Source organism: Mesorhizobium sp. P3_A9 (assembly GCF_056402975.1).
Genome location: NZ_JBFUGJ010000095.1, coordinates 1 through 19,018, shown reverse-complemented (window position 1 = coordinate 19,018; position 19,018 = coordinate 1). Strand labels below are relative to the sequence as shown.

19 protein-coding genes and 1 pseudogene are annotated in these 19,018 nt (G+C 63.2%); 7 read left to right on the top strand and 13 right to left on the bottom strand.

Features of this window, described 5'->3' with window-relative positions; all coding sequences use genetic code 11:
• Together AC1DX0_RS15480 and AC1DX0_RS15475 are read right to left on the bottom strand one after the other, a co-directional pair.
• Window positions 1–385, bottom strand: a pseudogene (locus AC1DX0_RS15480) (hypothetical protein); the annotation flags it as partial.
• Window positions 382–1,413 carry a glycosyltransferase gene (locus AC1DX0_RS15475; RefSeq protein ID WP_477224095.1) on the bottom strand — a complete coding sequence of 344 codons (1,032 nt, stop codon included), beginning with the start codon at window positions 1,411–1,413 and terminating at the stop codon, window positions 382–384. The gene AC1DX0_RS15475 and the pseudogene AC1DX0_RS15480, both read right to left, overlap by 4 nt.
• A 220-nt stretch (window positions 1,414–1,633) precedes the next feature.
• Here AC1DX0_RS15475 and AC1DX0_RS15470 point away from each other — a divergent pair, with 220 nt between their 5' ends.
• Window positions 1,634–1,765 carry a hypothetical protein gene (locus AC1DX0_RS15470; RefSeq protein WP_477224094.1) on the top strand — a complete coding sequence of 44 codons (132 nt, stop codon included), beginning with the start codon at window positions 1,634–1,636 and terminating at the stop codon, window positions 1,763–1,765.
• Here AC1DX0_RS15470 and AC1DX0_RS15465 read toward each other — a convergent pair.
• Both AC1DX0_RS15465 and AC1DX0_RS15460 read right to left on the bottom strand, forming a co-directional pair.
• Window positions 1,762–2,565 carry an alpha/beta fold hydrolase gene (locus tag AC1DX0_RS15465; protein WP_477224137.1) on the bottom strand — a complete coding sequence of 268 codons (804 nt, stop codon included), beginning with the start codon at window positions 2,563–2,565 and terminating at the stop codon, window positions 1,762–1,764. The two genes, AC1DX0_RS15470 and AC1DX0_RS15465, sit on opposite strands and share 4 nt — an antisense overlap.
• Window positions 2,566–2,768: 203 nt before the next feature.
• Window positions 2,769–4,016, bottom strand: a complete 1,248-nt coding sequence (locus AC1DX0_RS15460) for an ROK family transcriptional regulator (protein WP_477224093.1) — start codon at window positions 4,014–4,016, stop codon at window positions 2,769–2,771.
• Window positions 4,017–4,214: 198 nt separating this feature from the next.
• On the opposite strand from AC1DX0_RS15460, the gene AC1DX0_RS15455 reads away from it, so the two are divergent.
• The 5 genes from AC1DX0_RS15455 to AC1DX0_RS15435 all read left to right on the top strand — a co-directional run bounded on the left by AC1DX0_RS15455 (window position 4,215) and on the right by AC1DX0_RS15435 (window position 10,291).
• Window positions 4,215–6,776: an ATP-binding cassette domain-containing protein gene (locus tag AC1DX0_RS15455; RefSeq protein ID WP_477355947.1), complete on the top strand. Its 2,562-nt coding sequence runs from the start codon at window positions 4,215–4,217 to the stop codon at window positions 6,774–6,776.
• Window positions 6,773–7,762: an ABC transporter permease gene (locus AC1DX0_RS15450; protein WP_477355944.1), complete on the top strand. Its 990-nt coding sequence runs from the start codon at window positions 6,773–6,775 to the stop codon at window positions 7,760–7,762. Before AC1DX0_RS15455 ends, AC1DX0_RS15450 begins: the two co-directional genes overlap by 4 nt.
• Window positions 7,763–7,811: 49 nt before the next feature.
• The gene (locus AC1DX0_RS15445; RefSeq protein WP_477355941.1) at window positions 7,812–8,813 is read left to right on the top strand and encodes a rhamnose ABC transporter substrate-binding protein; all 1,002 of its coding nucleotides are present in this window, start codon (window positions 7,812–7,814) and stop codon (window positions 8,811–8,813) included.
• A 77-nt stretch (window positions 8,814–8,890) separates the two neighbouring features.
• Complete coding sequence (locus AC1DX0_RS15440) at window positions 8,891–9,652, top strand: glutamine amidotransferase (RefSeq protein WP_477224089.1); 762 nt, start codon at window positions 8,891–8,893, stop codon at window positions 9,650–9,652.
• Window positions 9,653–9,670: 18 nt separating this feature from the next.
• A complete protein-coding gene (locus AC1DX0_RS15435; protein ID WP_477224088.1) occupies window positions 9,671–10,291 on the top strand; it encodes a nucleoside/nucleotide kinase family protein in 621 nt (206 codons plus the stop codon).
• Window positions 10,292–10,346: 55 nt separating this feature from the next.
• On the opposite strand, the gene AC1DX0_RS15430 is transcribed toward AC1DX0_RS15435, so the two are convergent.
• The 7 genes from AC1DX0_RS15430 to AC1DX0_RS15400 all read right to left on the bottom strand — a co-directional run bounded on the left by AC1DX0_RS15430 (window position 10,347) and on the right by AC1DX0_RS15400 (window position 16,473).
• Window positions 10,347–11,159 carry a 3-methyl-2-oxobutanoate hydroxymethyltransferase gene (locus AC1DX0_RS15430; RefSeq protein WP_477355938.1) on the bottom strand — a complete coding sequence of 271 codons (813 nt, stop codon included), beginning with the start codon at window positions 11,157–11,159 and terminating at the stop codon, window positions 10,347–10,349.
• Window positions 11,160–11,168: 9 nt separating this feature from the next.
• The gene (locus tag AC1DX0_RS15425) at window positions 11,169–11,951 is read right to left on the bottom strand and encodes a TIM barrel protein (RefSeq protein ID WP_477355935.1); all 783 of its coding nucleotides are present in this window, start codon (window positions 11,949–11,951) and stop codon (window positions 11,169–11,171) included.
• Between the two features lies 1 nt (window position 11,952).
• Complete coding sequence (locus tag AC1DX0_RS15420) at window positions 11,953–12,264, bottom strand: MocE family 2Fe-2S type ferredoxin (RefSeq protein ID WP_477224085.1); 312 nt, start codon at window positions 12,262–12,264, stop codon at window positions 11,953–11,955.
• Between the two features lie 112 nt (window positions 12,265–12,376).
• A complete protein-coding gene (locus tag AC1DX0_RS15415) occupies window positions 12,377–13,201 on the bottom strand; it encodes an ATP-binding cassette domain-containing protein (protein WP_477224084.1) in 825 nt (274 codons plus the stop codon).
• A complete protein-coding gene (locus AC1DX0_RS15410) occupies window positions 13,201–14,202 on the bottom strand; it encodes an ABC transporter permease (RefSeq protein WP_477224136.1) in 1,002 nt (333 codons plus the stop codon). Before AC1DX0_RS15410 ends, AC1DX0_RS15415 begins: the two co-directional genes overlap by 1 nt.
• 174 nt (window positions 14,203–14,376) lie before the next feature.
• Window positions 14,377–15,357, bottom strand: coding sequence for a sugar ABC transporter substrate-binding protein (locus AC1DX0_RS15405; RefSeq protein ID WP_477355933.1), 981 nt, complete (start codon window positions 15,355–15,357; stop codon window positions 14,377–14,379).
• 96 nt (window positions 15,358–15,453) lie between these two features.
• Window positions 15,454–16,473, bottom strand: a complete 1,020-nt coding sequence (locus AC1DX0_RS15400; RefSeq protein WP_477355930.1) for a sterol desaturase family protein — start codon at window positions 16,471–16,473, stop codon at window positions 15,454–15,456.
• A 283-nt stretch (window positions 16,474–16,756) separates the two neighbouring features.
• Here AC1DX0_RS15400 and AC1DX0_RS15395 point away from each other — a divergent pair, with 283 nt between their 5' ends.
• Window positions 16,757–17,794 (top strand): LacI family DNA-binding transcriptional regulator, encoded by a 1,038-nt coding sequence (locus tag AC1DX0_RS15395; protein ID WP_477224081.1) that lies wholly within the window; start codon window positions 16,757–16,759, stop codon window positions 17,792–17,794.
• Between the two features lie 57 nt (window positions 17,795–17,851).
• Here AC1DX0_RS15395 and AC1DX0_RS15390 read toward each other — a convergent pair whose 3' ends face one another.
• Together AC1DX0_RS15390 and AC1DX0_RS15385 are read right to left on the bottom strand one after the other, a co-directional pair.
• Window positions 17,852–18,712, bottom strand: coding sequence for a hypothetical protein (locus AC1DX0_RS15390; RefSeq protein WP_477355927.1), 861 nt, complete (start codon window positions 18,710–18,712; stop codon window positions 17,852–17,854).
• On the bottom strand, window positions 18,712–19,018 hold a 307-nt coding region (locus tag AC1DX0_RS15385), incomplete at its 5' end, for a hypothetical protein (protein ID WP_477355924.1). The genes AC1DX0_RS15385 and AC1DX0_RS15390, both read right to left, overlap by 1 nt.

Here is a 19,018-nt window from a genome sequence, read left to right as displayed (position 1 = left end):
ACCGCAACAAGCCGCCATCCATCAATTTGAGATGATCAGATGCGGATGCCGCGAAAGCCGAAGTGGCCAAGTGAACCAGATCATAGTGATGAAGTTTGGCGCCGGTATGATGGATACCGCGGTCCCACGCGGAGAACTCCCAATCGTCGTTCGACGCGCCGATCAGTTCGACCCCGCAGTCGAGATCGGAGCCGTGACCGACCGGCAGCGCATTGTCGATCACGAGCATGCGATGCGCAACGTCCGACATCTGCTCGGCGAACATAGCGCGCAAGTCCTGCCATGCGGTCGGATACTTCTCGGTTCCGTGACGCGCCATCAGGGTCAAAACACGAAGCGGCTGCAAGTGCATGGCGGATCCAGGCGCGCCGGTTTCCGGCGTCAACGCCTTCTTCCCGTCAAGCGCGAGCGGATCTTTTGCAAGGTCTTTTTGAGACGGGATGGCGACTTCGGTCGAACCTTCGGTCCGGCGGCTTGCGCCGATGTTGGACGGCGGTCGGACCTCAACGGGTTATGAAATGCGTCCATCTCCTTGCGGACGGCGGCGAATATTGCCTCTTCCTCAGGCCCACCGGGGGTCTCCCAGAGCTTCGCCCGTTCGGCAATATCGTAGGTTGCCTCCAATTCCGAGCAGACGGCGGCGAATGCCGCGTCGCCATCAAGGCCATCCTGTGCTTCCCACAGTTTTACCCGGTCCACTATATCGTAGACCGCCCGCAGCAGCGCGGTAGCGACAACGTAGTCCGATCGCGACCTGGACTGAGCCAGCCAGTACGCTATGCGCTTTTGCCCGAAAGTCTCGAGGGGGGTGCTGGCATCGAAGAACGAGACCCTGTCTCGCTCGCTCGTATAACGATTGGTTTTTTCAATCCATTGATGCGCATCCCGATGCGACAAATTGTGGATGCACACGCCTCCATCATGCGGGACGTCGTAGACCTCGCCCGTTATTCGTCCGACCTCTTCATGCAGCTTCGAAACGAATTCCGCCGCGCCACGGCGAAAAGCGCGCACATTGTAGGACGGCCAGTAATAGGCATCATCGTCGTGGCGTCCCATAATGTATTCGCGCTTGGGGAAACGAAACACGCCAGCCGGGTGGGAGCCGGCATTTTCCCTTATCCAGCGAATGGCTTCGACGCTGAGGCATTCGTCATGATCCAGATAGAGTATGAAGTCGTGCGAACAGGCGTCGTAGGCGACGAACCGCGTCTCGGTGGGCAATGGCGACCACGGCACGGAGATGACTTTGTCGGCAAAGCCAGCCGCAACAGCAGCGGTGCCGTCGGTGGATGATTTGTCGACGACAATGAGCTCATCGACAAATCGCAAGGAACGCAAGCAAGTCTTGAGAATTTCTCCACTGTTGTAGGTTATGACGAAGCCGCTTATCTTGGGGCTGTTGACACCCATACATCTCACCTTTGCCGCAGCATTGCTCGCGCTATACGCTATAGCAGAATAGAGAGCCTACAGGTCAACTCCTCGCGGCTCATCATCCTCAATTTCCTTTTGTGCCAGTCCGCACACTATAGGGCGAACGAAGGAAGCATTTCGACCCCATTTGATGGCAAGCCCGTGCAACGCGCGCCGCGACTGGCTGGCCCGCACTCGCAGGCCAGTCGACGTTGCCATGACGCAAGCGCAATCCGCTTTGGCGCTGCATGCTCGCCACGAAAAGGCGGCGCGATTGATTGATGTTGACCTTGAAGTCGCGCGCTTTTCCCGGGAAAGCCGTTTCACATTGTTGCTGGAATTGCTCTAGCTGAGCTGCCCTGCGGCTTGCGTGATGAGCTGGGTGATCTCACGCGGGTGAGAGATCAGCGACAAATGGCTTGCCTTCACCTCGATGGTCTTGGCGTTCATGCGTTTGGCCATGAAGCGTTCGAGATCCGGGTTGATGGTGCGATCCTCGGTCGAGACGGCATACCAGCTTGGCTTCGAGCGCCAGGCCGCCTGCGTTGTCTTTCCGGAGAAAAGCTTGTCCGAGATCGGTCCCTGGACGGCATAGAGGATGCGCGCCTTCTCGCGAGGAATGCCACCGGCGAAATCCCGCAGGAAGGCCTCCTCGCTGAGCTTGCCGTAGCCCGCGGACCAGATAAGGCCCGCCGAGGCCGGCGGCGCCGCAAACGTCTTGGCGAGCGCCGTGTAGTCTTCACCAGCATCCGGCGCGCGCGCTGCGACATAGACGAGCGAGGATACCTTTGGATCAGCCCCTGCCTCGCTGACGATCATGCCGGCAAAGGAGTGCCCGACAAGTACGGTCGGTCCATCCTGGAGAGCGATCGCACGGCGCGTTGCCTCGACGCCCGCTTCCAGCGTGGTCAGCGGGTGCTGGACGACGGTTGCGTTGAAGCCGGCCTGCTGCAGCGGGCCAACCACTTCCGACCAGCACGAGCCATCCGCATAGGCGCCATGGACCAGGACGACATTGCGGACTTCGGGGCGAACATCGGAGTGGACCTTGGGACCCGTCTGGGTTTGCGCCTTGGCGGAGCCCGCCAGTATGCTCGCCGCCACCCCCGCGACGAGCGTGGTGGAAAAATTACGCCTATTCAACATGATCGTGGATTCCTTGAGGTGTTGGCGGACCGCGCCCAGACTTCCGCTGGACGCGCCGCAAATGCTTCGCCCGGCGCCTATGTCCAGTCTTCGCGGTCTACCGGGCCTGCGTTACATCCGTCACCGCTTCGTGATCGCAAGCCTCGGCCTGCCGTCGGAGCAGGATGGCTGCGCGGGACCGGCTGTGGGGCGTCTGCTCCTGCTACCTAGTTTCCAGCCAGAGTCGAGAGCGCGCTCAGCAGCTTCGTCCGGTCCTTGCCGATCATCAGCACGCCGCTGTCGGGAGCCAGCAGCGCCGAGAACGGCAGCATGGCGGCGCCGATCGATGAGGCCTCGGGGCCGAATTGCCCGGGCACGATCTCCGGCGCCACGATGCCGATAGCGCTGGTTCGGCTGAACTGGGTCTGCACCCTTGCCAAAAGTTCGAGATGGATCGGCCGCGGCAGGATGCTGTCGAGCACGATGGCCTCGATGTCGATGACGGAGGTGATGGCGATGATCGCCTCGACGAGGGCATTGGCGCAATCGTCGATCCATTCGAACAGCGGCTCGCGTGCGCCCGGCGGCAGCGGATCGAGTTCCCGCACGCGATTGATCACCACGCCGCGTGACTTCAAATGATTGACCAGCACGTAGATCGAGGCGCGATGCAGCAGGCTCTGGTAGCGCGCCGGCTTGGCCGCCACCGAATCGAGACTTGATGGCGAAACCGGCAATGGCCCGAGCGCGGCACTGTTGCCGTGCGGCCCGGTATGAACCTTGCCGCCTTGCACCAGCCCGCCGCCGACGAACGTGTCGATCGAAATGTGCATGAAGTCGCGGAACCGCGCGCCGGCGCCCTGGACAAGTTCGGCCAGCGCCGCCGAGGTGGCATCGTTTTCGACGAACACCGGCGTTTTCGGCGGCGTGGCAAAGCATGTCGTCAGGTCGATGGCCTCCCAACGGCCGCCGAGATCGTCGGGAAAGCCGAGTTCCTCGCTCCAGCCGCCGAGGAAATACGGTGAGGCAATACCGACGCCGACGATGCTGGCATCGCCAAGCCCGTCGACCAGTTTTTCGAAATTGGCCAGCGACATGTTGCCGGCCTTGAGCACCAGATCGGGATCGGGGAAGCGGTATTCGTGCGACTCGCGGGCCCGAACCTCGCCGGCAAAGTCGACAAGCACGGCTTCCAGCGCACGCCGGCCGATCTTGATGCCGACGCTATAGATACGCTCCGGTGTAAGCCTGTAGAGCGTGGAGGGCGAGCCGCGTTGTCCGAACCTTTTTCCCACTTGCTTTACCAATCCAGACGACTCCAGGCCGTCAACGATGGCGGCGACCGCGGCCGGCGTCAGGTTTGCCGCGCGCGCCAGGTCCGACTTGGAGGCTTCCTTCAGGCGACGGATGGCATCGAGCACGAAACGCTCATTGTAGTGCCGAACCTTGACAGAGTTGCTACCTTTTCCGGACAAAACCGGCCTCTCCCCATCTATTCTCGCGAAGCCACCCTGGTCGCCTACAGCTTTGAAACTGCTGCGATCGAGGCGCTTTGAGCGCACCCGTGCGTGACGCAACACTGCGCGTTGGAACCGCGTAAGTCAATTTTCCAGTTGCGATCCGGGTCTATTTAATATAGCAAATTGAAAAAATAACTAGATCAGGGAGGAGATGTGCTGCACTCGGGCACACAGAGCGAGGCCGACGCGGCGAGGGTGCGGGATGTTGCTGTTCCCGTTGCCCTGGTTCAGGCGACGAAGGCTTTCGGCGGCACCATTGCGCTCAAGGACGCCTCCTTCGAGCTGCGCTCCGGCGAGGTGCTGGCGCTGCTCGGCGAAAACGGCGCCGGCAAGAGCACCTGCGTCAAGCTCTTGGCCGGTGTGCATTCTCCCACCAGCGGTCATGTCGAGGTCGACGGCAAGGCGATAGTCTTCCGATCGCCGCACGACGCGCAGGCCGCGGGCATTGCGGTCATGCATCAGCATCCCGGCCTGTTTCCTGATCTCTCCGTGGCGGAAAATATCTATCTCGGTCACATGCCGCGCGATCGCTTCGGCGGCATCGACAATGCCGCCATGCTTACCGGCGCCCGCAAAGTGCTGGCGACGGTGGGCCTCGATGTGCCGGCGGCAACGCGGTTGGGAACGCTGCGCACCTCCGAACAGCAACTGGTCGAGATCGCGCGTGCGCTGTCGCTGGATGCGCGCGTGCTGATCATGGACGAGCCCACGGCGGCCCTGTCGCAGCGCGAGGTCGAGCGGCTGTTCACCGTCGTTGCCGATCTCAGGCTGCACGGCGTGGCGATGATGTTCGTCGGCCACCGCATGGATGAGATCTTCCGCATCRCCGACCGCATCGCGGTGTTGCGCGACGGGCGCCTGATCGGCGTCAAGCCGAAGGCCGAGCTTGGTCGCGCCGCCGCTATCAGCATGATGGTCGGCCGTGAAGTCACCGACCTCTACCCTGAACGACATCACGCCACCGGTGCGCTGGTGCTGGAGGCGAGGGGGCTTTCGCGCGCCGGCGGCTTTTCCGGCATCGACCTCAAGCTTCACGCCGGCGAGGTGCTGGGCCTTGGCGGCCTGGTCGGTAGCGGTCGAACCGAGATTGCGCGCGTGCTGTTCGGCATCGACGGGCCGGATGCCGGCGAGATCCTGATCGATGGCAAGCCCGTGCATTTCGCATCGGCGCGCGACGCCATGGATGCGCGCATTGCCTATGTCTCCGAAGACCGCATGGGCCAAAGCCTGGTGATGGATTTCTCCATCCTCGACAATGCGGTGCTACCGGTTCTCGACAAGGCCGCTCCCGCCGGCTTCTACGGCACGGACCGCGCCATCGACCTGGTCGCGGACTGGCTGAAGCGCATGAAACTGCGCTTTTCCGGCTACGGGCAGCCGGTCAAGGAACTGTCGGGCGGCAACCAGCAGAAGGTGGTGCTGGCGAAGTGGCTGCGCACCGAACCGCGCGTCCTCATCCTCGACGAGCCGACGCAAGGCATCGATGTCGGCACCAAGGCGGAAGTGCATGCGATGATCGCCGACCTTGCCGCGCAAGGCATGGCGATCCTGCTGATTTCGTCCGAAATGCCTGAACTGATCGGCATGTGCGACCGCATCGTCGTGCTGCGCGAAGGCCACCAGATGGCCGAGTTCGCCAGGGGTGAAGCCACTCAGGAGAAGGTGCTGGAAGCGGCGACCAAGACCGGCGAGCGCATCGACGCGGCCGCGCAGCCCGATGCGCACAAGGAGAGGAAGAACGGATCCTTCGATTTCCTGAAGCGGCGGGAGTTCGGACTGCTCGCCGCGATGCTGGCCGTCGCCATTCCGGTCACTATCATCAACCCGCGCATGGTGAGTGCGGCAAACCTGACCGCTTTGTCGATGGACGCGGCCTTGCTCATCGTCGCGGCACTCGCCCAGATGCTGGTGCTGATCACCCGCAACATCGACCTCTCGATCGCCGCCGTGATCGGTCTTTCGGCCTATATGGCGGCCAGCATGGTTCAGGCCTATCCGGGGTTGGACATCGGCATCGGCCTGATCACCGCCTGCGCGGTCGGCGGCTTTGCCGGGCTGCTCAACGGCCTTGTCGTCACCAGGGGAAAGATCCCGGCCATCGTCGTCACGCTGGCCTCGATGTCGATCTTTCGCGGCTTCAACTCGATCTGGGCGGCCGGCGACCAGGTCAGCGCCGACGAGGTCACGCAGGCCTGGCTCGACATGACCGGCCTGAAGGTCGCCGGCGTGCCGCTGATCGTCGTCATCGCCATTGTTATCCTGTGCGGCGGCTATGTGCTGCTCTATCGCACGGCCACTGGACGCGAGCTGTTTGCCACAGGCTCCAATCCGGACGGCGCGCGTCTCATCGGCATTCCTGTCGACCGGCGTATCCTGCTTGCCTTTGGCACGGCCGGCCTGCTCGGCGGCCTGTGCGGCGCGCTCTGGGCCTCGCGCTACGCCACCATCGATGCCCGTGTCGCGCTCGGCTTCGAGCTTACCGTGATTGCCTCGGCGGTGGTCGGCGGCGTCGCCATCCGTGGCGGTTCGGGTACGCTGCTCGGGATCATCCTCGGTGCGCTGACTTTGCTGGTCATCAAGAACGGGCTGACGCTGGTGCGCGTCGATCCGCTTTGGCTGCAGGGCGTCTACGGCCTGGTGATCCTGGTCGCCATCGGCATCGACACCTTCATCGTGCGGCGCGCCGAGCAGGCAAGACAGGCGAGGGCGAGATGAGAAAATTCCTGCGCTCGATCGACTTCTGGGACCTTTTGCTGGCGACCGCTTGCCTCGCCATCTTCCTCTACGCGGCGGTCTTCGTGCCGAATTTCGTATCGGGCTTCAACCTGTCGCAACTGGCCGCGAGCGCCTCGGAAAAGGCGTTGCTGATCCTGCCGATGACGCTGCTCATCATCACCCGCGAGATCGACCTGTCGATCGCCTCGGTGCTGGCGCTGACCTCCGTCGTCTTCGRCTTGGCTGTCCAGGCCGGCGTGCCGACGCTGGCGGCCATCCCGCTGACACTTGTCGCCGGCGGCCTGCTCGGCGCCTTCAATGGCTATCTGGTTTCGGGGCTCGGGCTGCAGTCCCTGGTGGTGACGCTCGGCACCATGGCGCTCTATCGCGGCATTGGCTACATCCTGCTCGGCACCGGTTCGGTCAACATCCTGCCGCCAGCGGTCGTCGATTTCGGCATCAACAATTTGCCGGGCACCGAGATCCCGTGGACCATCGTGCCGTTCCTGGTGCTGGCGCCGGTCTTTGCGGTCGTGCTGCAGAAGACGCCGACCGGCAAGCGTATCTACGCGCTTGGCGGCAGCCCGGAGGTGGCGCGCTATTCCGGCATCGACACGCGAAAAATGGTGCTGAAGCTGTTCGTCATCTCCGGCATCGTCGCGGCCATCGCCGGCATCGTCTACACGGCGCGGCTTTCCAATGCCCGCGCCAACAATGCGCTCGGCATGGAGCTCGACGTCATCACCATCGTCCTGCTTGGCGGCGTCAGCGTGTTTGGCGGCAAGGGGCGGCTCACCGGCGTCATGCTGGCGCTGCTGCTGATTGCCATCATCCGCAACGTGCTGGCGCTCAACCAGATCGGCGGCGACGCGCAAGGCATGATCATCGGCCTGCTTCTGATCGGCTCGCTGCTGGTCGGCAATTACTGGCGTTCCCTGGAGGAGCGGCTCTCAAGATCGCGCGTCCTGCGCGAAACCAAGGGGTGATCTCGGGCCCCTTCCTTCAAGCCCGAATGTTCTGACGGAGGAGTTTACAATGAAAGCGTTTAGATTAGCCCTGCTCGCATCCGCGGTTCTGCTCGCACCGACCTCGCTGGCTCTCAGCCAGGAATGCGCCAAGGAACCGGTCACGGTCGGCTTCCTGCCCAAGCTCGACACCGATCCCTACTTCAAGGTTGCCCAGCAGGGCGCCGAGGAGKCCGCCAAGGAAATCGGCGGCAAGGCGATCCAGGTCGCGCCTTCGCAAGCAACGGCCGAAGCGCAGATCGATTTCATCAACAGCCTGGTCTCGCAAAAGGTCGGTGTGATCGCGATTTCCGGCAATGACGCCAACGCCGTCGCCCCGGCCTTGAAGCGCGCTGCACAGCAAGGCGTCAGGGTCGTCTCCTACGATTCCGATGTTGCCGGCGATGCCCGCTCGATCTTCGTCAACCAGGCCAAGGGTGACAGCCTGGCCGAAATGATGCTGGAAAGCGCCTACAACCTGACAGGCGGCGAGGGCGAGTTCGCCATCCTGTCGTCGACGCCGACGGCGACCAACCAGAACGCCTGGATCGACTTCATGAAGAAGAAGATGGCGGCAGAGCCGAAATTCGCCAAGATGAAGCTGGTCCAGGTCGCCTATGGCGAGGAGAGCGAGCAGATCAACCAGCAGCAGGCGCTGGCGCTGGTGCAGGCCTTCCCCGACCTCAAGGCGATCATCGTTCCGGCCGGCATCGGCCTGCCCGCCGCGGCGCGTGCGCTGGAGGAAGCCGGCCTCATAGGCAAGGTCAAGCTGACGGGTCTGGCGCCTGCGACGCTGATCTCGAAATACATCAAGGACGGCGCTGCTCAGGACATCTGGTGGAACGTCTCCGATCTCGGCTACCTGACCTACCAGGCGGCCCAGGCGCTTGCGCAGTGCAAGATCACCGGCAAGGAAGGCGACAAGTTCAGCGCCGGCCGGCTCGGCGAATACACGATCGGCGCTGGCGGCGAACTGATCCTGGGCCCGGCCAAGATCGTTACCCCAGACAATCTGGCCGAGTTCAAGTTCTAAGCCTCCCAAGGCTTTTGCGGGCGCCGGTTCAAGCCGGCGCTCGCTTTCAATCTCAGTAAAAAATCGCGAGGGCGACAATGAAACTCTTGCTGGCAGGCGAGACCTTCGCGGCGACGACTTCGGTCGCTGCCGGCGGCGACGTGCTGACAAGCGCGACGTGGGTAAATGGCGCGACAGCCTTCAATGCCGTGCTTGCCGCCGAGGGCATTGCTGTCACACAGATCGGTGGCGATCGCTGTGCCGCCGAGTTTCCCTTCGACCTCGATGCGCTCGCTGAGTACCAGGCGGTGGTGATCTCCGATGTCGGTGCGCTAACCTTGCTGGTCACGCCGGATGCCCGCGCCGGGCGTGTCGGCGTCAACCGGCTCGAGGTGCTCAAAGCCTATGTCGAAGCCGGCGGCGGATTGATGCTGGCCGGCGGCTATATGGGATTTCAGGGCATGTTCGGGACGGCGCGGTTCTACGACACCCCGGTCGAGGATGTGTTGCCGGTCCGCTGCCTGCCGTTCAGTGACGGCATGGAAGTGCCGCAAGGCCTGCAGACCTCGATCCTGCAGCCGTCGCATCCGATCCTTGCCGGCATCGAAGGGCCATTGCCGCCGATCCTCGGCATGAACAAGCTGGATTTCAGGAGCGACGGTTCGTCCCGGCTTCTGGCGACCTGCCACCATCGCGGCGCGGACTGGCCACTCCTTGCCGTCCGTAACCATGGCCGCGGCCGCACGGTTGCCTGGGCGACCGACATCGGCCCGCACTGGCTGTCGCAGGATTTCCTGGGATGGCCGCTCTACGGCAAGCTGATGGCGAACATGATGCGTTGGCTGGCGGGCAAAGAATAAGAAAGCCTCGGGCAGATCATGAACGACTGGAACGATCTCGTATCGCGCATTCGCAAAACCGAGGCCGGCGGTGTCCGCGTCATGATTGCGATCGCCGGCCCGCCCGCCGCCGGCAAGTCATACATTTCAGAGCGATTGCGGGCGGAACTGGCATCGGAAGGCGCCGAGATCCTGCCGATGGATGGCTATCACTATGACAATGCCGTGCTCGATCAGCTTGGGCTGCGCCCTCGCAAAGGTGCACCCCAGACATTCGATTTCGACAGTTTCGAACTGACCTTGCGCCGTGTGCGTGACAGCGAGGCCACTGTCGCCGTGCCGACCTTCGACAGAAGCCTGGACTTGTCGCGCGCCGGAGCCAGGCTGGTCGCTTCGGCAACCCGCTACGTGATCGTGGAGGGCAACTATCTTCTCCTCAACCGCGCGCCATGGTCTGGCCTGGCACGGCTGTTCGACCTGACAGTGTTCCTCGCAGAATCGCGCGCCCACCTGGAAGAGCGGCTGCTGAAAAGGTGGACCGAGCTCGGCTATTCAGAGCGGGACGCTGAGGCCAAGGTGCATGGCAACGACATGCCAAACGTCGATATGGTTCTTGAGCAGAGTTCGCCACCCGACATCCTCTGGCATTCGGCCAGCTGATCCCTGCGTAGGCTCTCGCCGTGACCGCCCTATGGTCCGATTCAGGCCGGGGCAATCAGAGGCCCAAGGCGATCTTGAACGCCGCGAGCTCGTCGTCGGTGATGGCGACCACGTGCTGCGGCTCGGGGTAGGCGCCTGTCTTCACGTCGGAGATGAACTCGCGATAGGCGGCGATGCGCTCGCGCTGCAGCCGCTCAWATTCGGCGGCGAAGTTGCGGTAGGTCTTGGCGTGGCGCGGCTTGTGTCCAGTGGTATGGCCGAGCACGTCCTCGCTGAACAGATACTGCGCATCGGCATCCGGCCCGGCGCCCATGCCGAGCATGATCATCGGCGTATTCCTGGTGATCAGTTCGGCAACCCGGTCTGGCACCACTTCCAGCTCGGCGCCGAAGCAGCCGATGGCCTCCAGCCGGTTGACGTGGTCCCACACSGCACGCGCGCTCTCGGCYGTCCTGCCGACSGCCTTGAAGCCGCCGGTCCAGGTGCATTGCGAGGGGATCAGGCCGACATGGGCAACGACCGGCACGGCGTTGTCGCAGAGCGTCTTCTGGATATCGAGCGAGGCGGCGCAGTAGAAGCAGTCGCCGCCGATGCGCATGAAGTGGTAGGCGGTCTTCAGATAGTCCTCCGCCGTGACCAAATTGCCGGCGGGGCCATAGGGAAGCCCGACCTGCACGAAGCAGCGGCCGGCCGCCTCGCGCATCTCGGGCGAGAAGAAGCGGCCTTCGATCGACAGCATATCGACGCCGGCCGCATCCGCCGCCGCCGCCTCTTCGAGCGAGGTGACGTAGAGCATGGAGATCTTCTGCCCGCGGCCCTTCATGGCGCGGATGTCGGCGACGGTTGGGCGAGTGCTCTTGGCGACCATTTTGTTTCCTCAGACGGTGAAAGCTTCGCGGAAGGCCAGCAGAGCCGCTTCGGGATCGCCGGAGGCGWACGCCTCCATGCCCACCGGTCCGCGATAGCCCATGTCCTTCAGCGCAYGGGCGATGCCSCGGTARTTGATCTCGCCGSTGCCGGGCTCCATGCGTCCGGGCACGTCGGCCACCTGGACCTCGCCGATCCATGGCAGGCAGGCGCGGCACAGTTCGATCAAATTCCCTTCGCCGATCTGCGCATGGTAGAGATCGAGATTGAGGCGCAGGCCCGGCCGGTTGACGCTCGAGACCAGTGCAAGCGTATCCTCGGCGCGCCCAAACGGCACGCCGGGATGGTCGACCGGCAGGTTCAGATTCTCCAGCGTGAAGGTCACGCCTTCCGCCTCGGCAAGGTCGGCGATGCGGTTCAGCGTCTCGCGTGCCTTGAGCCACATTGCGCCGGTAGCGGTCTCACAAGGGGTTACAGGCAGGCCGCCATCGCCCAGCCCGGTGCCGTGCAGATTGAGCCGCGCGACGCCGAGGCGCTTGCCGACCGCCGCCGTCTCCTTCGCCGTCTTCAACAGTTCGGCGGCACCCTCGTCATCGGCAAGCCGGCCGCGCAAATAGCCGTTCATGATCGAGAAGGTCGCGCCGGATCTTTCCAGCATCGCAAGGTCATGGTCCGGCCAGTTCCAGAGGCCGACCTGAAAGCCCATTTCGGTGAGGCGCTTGACGCGCCATTCCATCGGGCGGTCGCGCCAGAGCATTTCGACGCAAGCCGCAAGCGTAAAGGTATCGGACATGTCAGACCTCGATGTACACGCGGCCGTCCTCGACCTTCGTGGTGTAGGTTTTCAGGTTCACGCAGACCGGTGCGCGCAGCGCTTCGCCGGTCCGGTAATCGAACACGCCGTTGTGCTTCGGGCATTCGATCCTGTGTTCCATAACCAACCCGTCGCTCAGATGCACCTTCTCATGCGTGCACAGCCCGTCGGTGCAGAAGAATGCATCGTCGGGGCTGCGGTAGATGGCGAATGTCCGGCCTTCGTGATCGAAACGGATGACGTCCTCTTCGTCGATGTCATCGGTCGCGCACGCGTTGATCCATTTTGCCATTGTCACTCTGCCGTCTGTTCTTTGGTTGGTTGAAGAATGCGGCCGGCGGACCACGCATTCCGCCGGCCGCACAGGAAGATGCCCGGGAGGAGGAGATGGGCGTCTTCACTGGTCACGCATGGCTCGCGCCCTGCGGCGCATGCCCGTTGTCAGCCGCCGAGAAGCTCTCGATCTCGGCTTCGAGYTCGGCCATCTGCTCGCCGCCSGCCATCAGGTCGGTGATCGCCTCGCGGCTYTTCTCGCCCTTGCGGAARTCGGCGGCCTTGGCGCCTCKGATGAGGACGGCGAAGTGGTCGCCGACGGTCAGGGCATGGACGACATTGTGGGTGATGAAGATCACCGCGATGCCCTTGCGGCGCGCCTGCAGCACGATGCGCAGCACGTGCGCCACCTCCTTGACGCCAAGTGCGGCTGTCGGCTCGTCGAGGATCAGCACGCTGGCGCCGAAATGCACGGCGCGCGCGATGGCCAGCGCCTGGCGTTCGCCACCGGACAGTCCGCCGACGAGGCGGTCGCCATCATCGATGCGGGTGATGCCGAGCTGGCGCATCTCGGTCACGGCTATCTCGTTGGCCCGTTTGCGGTCGTAGATGGTCAGCGGCCCCCAGCGCCGCGTCGGTTCGGCGCCGACGAAGAAGGAGCGGCCGATGCTCATCAGCGGGAACGTCCCGCCGAACTGGTGGACGGTGGCGATGCCATGGTCGCTGGCGTCGCGGGGGCTGTCGAAGGCGACTGATTTGCCGTCCATTTCCATCGTGCCCGATGTCGGCTTGTGGACACCGGAGAGGATCTTGATCAACGTCGACTTGCCGGCGCCATTGTCGCCGAGCAGGCACAGCACCTCGCCTCTGTTGACCTCGAGCGAGATGTCGTGGAGCACGTCGATCGGGCCGAACGACTTGTTGATCCCAGTCAGCCTGAGCAGGGGCGGTGTCATCAGCGAGCCCTCGATTTGGCACGTGGTGCGTAGGTGAGCGCCATGGTGCGGAAGGTGTTGTTCATCAGCACGGCCGCCAGCAGCAGGACGCCGATGATCAGGCTTGCCCAGTTGGCGTCGAAGCCGGTGTAGAAAATACCCTGGTTGACGATGGCGAAGGTCAGCGTGCCGAGCACGATGCCGACTACCGAACCGTAGCCGCCGGTGAGCAGCACGCCGCCGATGACCACCGCGATGATCGAGTTGAAGATGAAGGACTGSCCGGCSGCCACCTGGGCGCTGTTGTAGAGGATGGCCTGCGACATGCCGACGAAGGAGGCGCACAGGCCGCTGCTCATGAACAGCGCGATGGTCACCCGGTCGGTCGGGATGCCGGCGTTGCGGGCGCTGACGGCGTCACCGCCCATGGCCAGGATCCAGTTGCCGAAGCGCGAGAAATTCAGGATGAAGCCGACGATCAGGATGGCGGCGATCCACCAGAACAGCGTCACCTCGAACTTGCCGCCGAGATAGTCGCCGAACAGCAGCTTGGCGGTCGGTCCGCTCTTCAGCGCGACGCTGGTGCTGCCGGAGAGGATGACCGAGAGGCCGAGCGTCAGGCCGGCGAGCGCAAACAGCGTGGCGAGCGTAACGACGAAGGACGGCACCTTGGTGCGGATCACCAGCACGCCGTTGATGAAGCCGACGGCGAGCCCAAGGCCAAGGGCTGCGAGGATGCCGACGATGATCGGCAGGCCGTAATGGCCCGACAGGATGGCAATGGTCATCGAACTGGCGGGGACCATCGAGCCGACGGAGAGATCGAGATGCCCGGCGATCATCAGCAGGCCGATGGGAAGCGCGATGATGCCGAGTTCCGAGGCGACGTTGAGCCAGCTCGCGGCACCGCCGGCCGACATGAAATTGGCGCCGCCGAAGATCGAGAAGAACACCAGAACGGCGATCATGCCGATCAGCGAACCGACTTCGGGGCGGCGCACGAGGCTGCCGATCGAGGGCATCGAAGAGTGCGGGGCGGGCGGCGCGGTGGCTGCCGCGGCGGGCTGGTGATGGGCTTGGGATGTCATCGAAATGTCCCTGGCTTGAACAATGGGAGCCTGGCGCGGCCAGTCATCGGCGGCGCGTGGCAGATGATGTCCGGCCCGCGGATGGGCCGGACATTCTGTCTGCAGAAGCTAGCGAGCGCCGGCCGCGGCACCAGCCATCGTCGCGTCGACATTGGCGGCGTCGACGATCCCCGGTCCGGTCAGCACCGGCTTGGTCGGCAGGTCGAGCCCGTAATTGACGAAGCCGTTCAGCAGCGACACCGCAAGAAAGCCCTGCAGATAGGGCTGCTGGTCGACCGCGAACATCTGCGTGCCGGTCTTGATGCGCTGCAGGCCGGTCTCGTCCATGTCGAAGGAAGCGAGCTTGACCTTGTCGCCGGCATTGGCCTGGCTGATGGCGTTGGCGGCACTGTTGGCGTCGCCGGCGCTGATGGTGATGASACCGTCGATGGTGTTGTCCTTCAGCACAGCAGCCTTGATCGCCTCGGCGACCGCGGTCGGGTTGCCGAAGCTGGACGAGGGCAGCGGCAACTGGCTCGATTTGCCGCCGCTCTTGGCGATGGCGTCGGCAATGCCCTTGCAGCGGTCTTCGGTGTTGGTGGCGCCCGGCAAGGTGTTGACGCACAGCACGTTCTTGGCGCCATGGCTGCCGTAATAGGCGCCGCCGCCGAGGCCAGCGGCGTATTCTTCATTGCCGACATAGTTCATGGCGCCGAGCCGCTTGGCCGCGTCCATGCCGCCGGAATTGTAGATGATGAGCGGCACGCCGGCGGCAACGACTTCCTTGAAGGCGTCGTCCATGGCTTCCGGTACCCAGTCGGGGCCGACAATGGCGCTCGGCTTCTGGCTGAGCGCGGTGCGGATCAGCTTGGCCGCGTCCGGACCGAGATTGTCGTAGTTCTGCGGGCCGAGCCAGGTCACCGAGCCGCCGGTCAGTTCGGCGACCTTGCCGGCATCGTCGGCGCCCTTCTTGACCTTCGACCAGAACGGGTCGTCGGCCTTGCCGCCGATGACGAAGATCTTCGCCCCGTCAGCCATGGCCGACGTGGCCGATGTCGCCGCCACGCCCGCAAGCATGATCGCCGTCAGCAGTTTCGTGATCGTTTTCATTTCATTTCCTCCCGGTTGCCGTCGTCAGACGGGTTTAGAAAAACTTGAATTCATCCGCAGGCGCGCACCTCTCCCGTTGCGCGTTGCGTCGCTTGATCAATGGTTCGCCGCGGCYTTKGCGTTCATGCGTTCCTTCTTTTTCTGGAAGCGGGCGTCCATCAYGGCKTCGCCCTCTCTTGTGCCGTCGTGCCAGGTGCCGAACCAGCGATCGAGCGGGATCAGCCCGTCGCCGCCATAGTTCACCTCGAAATATTTGTGGTGGAGGTAATGCGTGTAGGCGTGGCTATCGACGGCCGTGTCCTCGGTCACTTCCAGCTTGTCGAAGCCGAGATGGCCATTGACGGCGCCGAAGCCGGCGACATGCAGCTGGAACAGCGCGACGATCGGATTGGACGGGATGATCAGGTGCCAGAAGGCGACCGCGTGGTAGAGGAACCCTTCCACCGGATGCATCGACAGCGACGACCAGGGCGAGGGGTTGATCGAATTGTGGTGGACCGAATGGATCCAGCGATAGAGCGGGCCCCAGTGGATCAGGCGGTGGATGAAGAAGAAATGCACCTCGTGGATGGCTGGCGCGACCAGCACCAGTGCGGCGAGATAGACCGGATGATCCGACCAGCCGACCCACGGCACGTAGCCATTGGCAAAGCACCAGAGGAAGACGACTTCGACGACGGTCCACAGCGGAATGGTGATGAAGAACGAGCGCAGGAAGTTGTCGAGGTTCTGGCTCTGGAACCAGAACACGTCGGAGGGCGCATCGCCGGGGAATTTGTGGTTGTATTTGAACCGCGTCGCCTGGGTGCGCTTGATGTAATAGCGCAGCTCGAAGATGCCGTAGAAGACGAGGATCGCGGCGGCATTGACGGCATAGAGCCACAGCGCCCAACCCCAGCTGATCGTCTTCATCGTCTCGACGCCAGGCACGATATAGAACCAGTAGAGCAGCGCGGTTGCCATGTGGAAGGCATTCCACGGCCAGATATAGCCGGGCAGCCACGCCAGAATCTTCGGCAGCCTGGGTGGCCAGTTCCATAACGGTGCGCCCTCGATGCGTCCGTTCGGCTTCCAGTCGCCGCGCTTGTCGCGCACGCCGTATTTGAGATCGTCCATGCAATCCTCCACCCGCAATGCCGCACCCGCAACGCCTTGGGATGGGCCGCACGCGCGCTGGCTCACACCGCCTGAGGGCGGTGGGCGAAAACCTGTCTGCGCTGTGCTGCTGCTATCCCTGGGCTGGCGGTGCGTCCGCCTTGCTTGCTTTTCCAGAGATAAACATCTTGATCCAAAATGAATCAAGAATAGAATGTTTGTTCCAAATGGATTGTGTCATTCATATCAATCTGGCGCGATGAATGATATTTTCGTATCAATTGCACCAAGCGGATGAGACGAAATGGATCAGAACAAGCGGCCGACGATCAGGGATGTCGCCGCCGAGGCGAATGTTTCGGTGGCCACCGTCAACCGGGTGCTGAGCGGCGCTGGCGCCGTCCGCCAGGGCACGCGCGAGCGTGTCAGGCTGGCGGCCGAGCAGATCGGCTTCTACGGCATGGGCGCGCTGCGCAGCCGCATAGCGGCGGCCCGGCCGCACTACCGCTTTGGCTTCCTGCTGCACCAGCCGGGCCGCGCCTTCTACCGCAACATCGCCGATGCGCTGCGCGCCGTGGCGCCGGCCATGCCCGACTGCGAGATCGAGCTACGCATCGAGTTTCTCGACGATTTGTCGCCGCAGAATGTCGGAGCGCGCCTGCTGGCGCTCGGCGCCGAATGCGACGCCGTCGGCGTTGTCGCCGCCGTCCATCCGCTGGTCACCCAGGCGGTCGACGCGCTGCAGGCCCGCAACGTGCCGGTGTTCGCGCTGATCTCGCAGATCTCGGCGACGGGTCAGGTTCATTATATCGGGCTGGACGGCTGGAAGGTCGGCCGCACCGCGGCCTGGGTGTTCGAGCATGTCTGCAAGGCGCCCGGCAAGCTCGGGATCCTCGTCGGCAATCACCGCTATCGCTGCCAGGAGATGAACGAAAGCGGCTTCCGCTCCTATTTCCGCGAGCACGCCCCTGATTTCATGCTGCTCGAGCCRCTGCTGACCTTCGAATCCAGCGCCATCGCGCAGGAGATGACCGAAAGGCTGCTGAACGAGAATCCGGATCTGTCCGGGCTTTATGTCGCCGGTGGCGGCATCACCGGCACCATTGCCGCGCTGCGCTCCACCGGCCGTGCCGGCAGCGTCGTCGTCGTCGGCTATGAGCTGATGGAGTCGACCCGTTCGGCGCTGCTCGACGGCACGCTGACCTTCATCATCTCGCACCCGCTCGCCCGCATCGCCCAGGAAGCGCTGAGCGGCATGGTGCGCGCCGTCGCCAGCCCCAATGAGGGCGGCAACTTCACCACCATCCTGCCGTTCGAAATCTATACTCGGGAGAATATCTAGGGGGCGCGACAGCGGCATGCCCATGGCGGCAGGAGCGGCGATAACCGAGCGCCCATATCATAGAGCCTGATCGTCCCTAAGGAGGGCTGCTGCCTCGACCGGCGCTCTCTCCAGCGGAACGTCCTCGGAAAAAATCTGCTCGATAGTACCCTTGCTCATTCCGCYACTAAGCGCAATCGATGACAGGACAACCGCATCGAGATCGAGCAGTTCGGCCGGTCGTGCGAGTAATTGCCAGTGATAGCTGTCCTTCATGGCAGCACGAATATTTTCGGCCCGCGTCGCCGCAATCATAGCAAAGCCGCTCGCGACAAATTTAGGCGTGTACGTCTCTTTGGACACGCGCTGCCTCGCCATCCGCTCGGCTATGTTGGAATAGGTCGCTGCCGAAAGGCCGGTCGTGCCTACCGGATGGCCGCCGTTCCGTTCCAAGGCGGTGCGCATTGCAGAAGCTTCGACGAGCAGAGTGGGTTGCGGCGTCTCGCTAATCAGCCATTCGGCCTGCACTAGCGAAAACATCTGGCGTGGCGAGTTGCGCGACATCTCAGCCATCGGGCGGCCGGGCGTGGCGTGTTTCCTTGCCTGCTGCCGATCCCATTGCCGGCTAACGCCATCGATCAGGTCTTGATAAGGCGAGAGCTGTTCGCGCGCCGTTTTTGTTTGCGCAAGCGCGATGTATGTCGATCCGGTAGTCAGGCCGAGTTGCAGAAAAAGGTGGCCGGACTCAAGCAAGAGGTTGCGTGCTTCCTTCGTTGCCCCGATCATTAGTGCGACGCAGGCGGCATCGCGAAGCAGCGTGCCGGCGCATGCTTTGTGCAGCACGTTTTCAGAAGGGGTGTCCAAATGCGCTTTGGCCCTTGATTGCAGGAATTTGATCCGCCGGTGTAGGCGCTCTGGCTCAAGAAGCAGATCGTCCATCAGAATAGATCCCGGATGTTGCTGAGCGGCGCAGGGTCGACATAGTCGTCAGGGTTCCGCCATGTAAATTTGGGTTTCATCGTGCTGTGCGATCCGTCCCACCACTCCACCTTTTCGATTTGGTTTGCTGGAACATTAACCTTCGCTGTGATCTCGCCTTCTAACTGGAATGGCGACCACCGCTGGTAGATATTGAGATCGCGAACGGGTTCCGCAATGGAGCGGAGGGCGACTGTCTTGCCATGGCTCGTCGGCACCCAGCAATAGCAAAGCGCTCCAGGCCTAGTCCAATCCTCAGTTGCAAAC

Excerpts from the sequence above, each read along its gene's own strand:
- AC1DX0_RS15420 (WP_477224085.1), bottom strand. The coding sequence starts at position 12,264 with ATGGCAAAATGGATCAACGCGTGCGCGACCGATGACATCGACGAAGAG.
- AC1DX0_RS15475 (WP_477224095.1), bottom strand. The coding sequence starts at position 1,413 with ATGGGTGTCAACAGCCCCAAGATAAGCGGCTTCGTCATAACCTACAAC.
- AC1DX0_RS15440 (WP_477224089.1), top strand. The coding sequence starts at position 8,891 with ATGAAACTCTTGCTGGCAGGCGAGACCTTCGCGGCGACGACTTCGGTC.
- AC1DX0_RS15470 (WP_477224094.1), top strand. The coding sequence starts at position 1,634 with ATGACGCAAGCGCAATCCGCTTTGGCGCTGCATGCTCGCCACGAAAAG.
- AC1DX0_RS15435 (WP_477224088.1), top strand. The coding sequence starts at position 9,671 with ATGAACGACTGGAACGATCTCGTATCGCGCATTCGCAAAACCGAGGCC.